2 protein-coding genes are annotated in these 1,592 nt (G+C 65.2%); both read left to right on the top strand.

The annotated features are described in order from the left end of the window. Positions 1-565 precede the first annotated feature (565 nt). Positions 566-823, top strand: a complete 258-nt coding sequence (locus tag L6Q96_17125) for an antitoxin (GenBank protein MCK6556281.1) — start codon at positions 566-568, stop codon at positions 821-823. 9 nt (positions 824-832) lie between these two features. Next, positions 833-1,270, top strand: coding sequence for a PIN domain-containing protein (locus L6Q96_17130; GenBank protein ID MCK6556282.1), 438 nt, complete (start codon positions 833-835; stop codon positions 1,268-1,270). Positions 1,271-1,592: the final 322 nt, after the last annotated feature.

The following is a 1,592-nucleotide window of genomic DNA, read 5'->3' on the forward strand; positions in this document are numbered from 1 at the left end:
CGAGCCTGCCACCGAACCGCTCGGTGCACGGCCCGCCCTCCCGTTCTCGGATCTACCGGCCGCTGCTGCGACCTCTACATGACGCTCAAGCTGAAGTTGCCCGCCTCGCTGGCGAAGCCGTTGACGATGATGAAGTAGGTGGTGCCCCGCTACCAGCGGCAGGGCGATGCTCGACGCGCGCCCGCACACCGATTATTCGCCGTCGTCGTTGCAGGCCCGTTCCGGTCCGACGCAGGTGCCCTGCCGGACGTGCAGGACGCTGTCGAAGTTGGTCGCGAAGGGAGAGCCGCAGGGGAACTGACGAGACACATGTGCGCCCCGCAACCGTGCTCGCGTGTTTGGCAATAGGCCACCGGGCGCGGGGACGGTCTGATGCAGCGCCTTTGCGAATCGCCGTCGCATCATGTGGAAGCCCCGAGATCCACGTATTCGGCGTGGCGACAGAGGCGCGGGGCCAATCGGCGGTTCAAGCTGGCAGGGGTGGCTCGTCAGGGTCCGCGTGAGGCGGCATCGTCTCCTCAGCTCGGGTTGACATCAGATGCGCCGGCAGGAATCATCGGGCATCATGCGGACGACGATCGACATCGATGACCCGATCCTGAAGGAAGTGAAGCGCCTGCGGAAGCGTGAGGGCAGATCGCTGGGGCGCCTGGTGTCGGATCTGCTCGCCGAGTCGCTCGCTCGCCGTCGCAACGCGGTGCAAACGGAGAAGGCGTTCGCCTGGATTCAGCGGAGCATGGGGGCCAGGGTGGATCTGGGCGACAAGGATCTCATACATTCCATCCTCGACGCCGAGCGAGACGGTGGTGATGAGCGGGACTAGGAGTTGCTCGTGAGCTTCGCGGTCGACGTGAACGTGTTGCTGTACGCGTCCGACGCCTCGAGCCCCCTCCACGCGCGGGCGAGAGCGGCGCTGCTCGAGTGGGTCGCGGGCCCGGAGGTGTTCTGCCTGGCGTGGCCGACCGTCATCAGCTACCTGCGCATCGCAACGCATTCGTCGATCTTTGCGAGTCCCCTGAGTTCCGAGGAAGCGATGACCAACGTGAGCTCACTGGTGTCGCTCCCGCACGTCCGGTTGATCGCCGAGGAAGAAGGCTTCTGGGATGTCTACCGTGAGGTCGCTGGCCCTGTTCGTCCACGAGGGGCGTTAGTCCCGGACGCCCACCTCGCCGCCATCCTCCGCCAGCACGGGGTTACTGTCCTCCACACCAACGATCGTGACTTCAGGCGATTTGACTTCCTGCAGATCCGCAATCCGTTCGGCCAGTGATCCCGTCCGCGCCGGTGAACAGGTGGACGGCGAGCGAACTGGAAGTTCACGCGAACCACGACAACCCGCGGTAATCCCTGGCTTTCGGTCACCGGAGCGGACCGATTGCGCGTCCATGGCTTCGTCTTCGACGGCAAAACCGGTTGCGGCCAATCCCATGCCCCGAGGGCCTCGTGTCGACGCACCGAACTGCCTCCATCATGGGGTCGGTGGGACATCCACTCGCGCCTGCGGGAGAGATGGGGGTCCAGCACCTCACTTCGGCATCCACCCCGTACCCGTACTCAGCGAAGCGGTACACGTACTCGTACCCGGATCCGGA

This window comes from Candidatus Binatia bacterium, from assembly GCA_023150935.1.
In the GTDB taxonomy this organism is placed as follows: domain Bacteria; phylum Desulfobacterota; class Binatia; order HRBIN30; family HRBIN30; genus JAKLJW01.

Coding starts and splice junctions, on each gene's coding strand:
- L6Q96_17125 (MCK6556281.1), top strand. CDS start 566: ATGCGGACGACGATCGACATCGATGACCCGATCCTGAAGGAAGTGAAG.